The 904-nt window shown below is 58.2% G+C and carries 2 protein-coding genes; both read left to right on the forward strand.

From position 1 onward, the window contains the following. Positions 1-396, forward strand: a 396-nt coding sequence (locus Absy_RS11495; protein ID WP_245614833.1) for an ExbD/TolR family protein, incomplete at its 5' end; no start/stop codon positions are given. Between the two features lie 73 nt (positions 397-469). Next, positions 470-901 carry an ExbD/TolR family protein gene (locus Absy_RS11500; protein ID WP_048854900.1) on the forward strand — a complete coding sequence of 144 codons (432 nt, stop codon included), beginning with the start codon at positions 470-472 and terminating at the stop codon, positions 899-901. Positions 902-904: the final 3 nt, after the last annotated feature.

Raw genomic sequence — 904 nt, forward strand, 5'->3', positions numbered from 1 at the left:
GACGACGAAGTCGTCTCCGCCATCAACACGACACCGCTGGTGGATGTGATGCTGGTTCTGCTGATCATCTTCCTGATCACCATTCCGGTGGCCACCCACACGGTCAAGGTCAACCTGCCGCGCGACATGAACCAGCCCACACAGACGAAGATGAGCAACGTGGTGCTGGCGGTGACGGCGGATGGGAAAGCCTTCTGGGATGAAACCCAGCTGAAGGACCAGGCGGACCTTCTGGACCATCTGGAAAAAGTGGCTGTGCTCAAACCGCAGCCCCAGATCCAGATCCGTGGCGACATGAAGGCGCGGTATGAGACGGTGGGCAGGATGGTGGCGGCATGTCAGCAGGCTGGCATCTATCATATCGACTTCATTACCGAGAAGCCGAAGACCAACTGATAACGGCGGGCCACGGCCCCCGTCCCCCCGTGCCAGAGGGTGTGGGGGGCAGGAGCGAAGAGAGTAACTGATCATGGGCATGAATGTCGGGTCGGAGAGCACAACGGAAGACGAAGGCATTGTTGATATCAACACCACGCCACTGATTGACGTGATGCTGGTGTTGCTGATCATGCTGATCATCACCATCCCGTTGCAGACGCAATCCGTTGCCATTGACCTGCCGCAGGGCAACCCGCCGCCTTCCACGGAGGAAGTTCCGGTTGTGACCCTTGTGGTGGATTTTGATAACTCGATTACCTGGAACGGGCAGCCGGTCAATGGGGAGGACGACCTGCAGGCACACCTGCGCGAGATTGCTTCCGCCCAGCCTAAGCCCGAGTTCCATATCCAGCCCAACAGGCTGGCAGACTACAAAACCGTCATTCACGTTATGGCCGATGCACAGCGCCTCGGTGTAACGCAAATGGGTATCGTCGGGCAGGAACAGTTCGTCGATCAGTAAGGG

The sequence above is a fragment of the Acetobacter syzygii genome (assembly GCF_000964225.1).
GTDB lineage: Bacteria > Pseudomonadota > Alphaproteobacteria > Acetobacterales > Acetobacteraceae > Acetobacter > Acetobacter syzygii.

Coding starts and splice junctions, on each gene's coding strand:
- Absy_RS11500 (WP_048854900.1), top strand. CDS start 470: ATGGGCATGAATGTCGGGTCGGAGAGCACAACGGAAGACGAAGGCATT.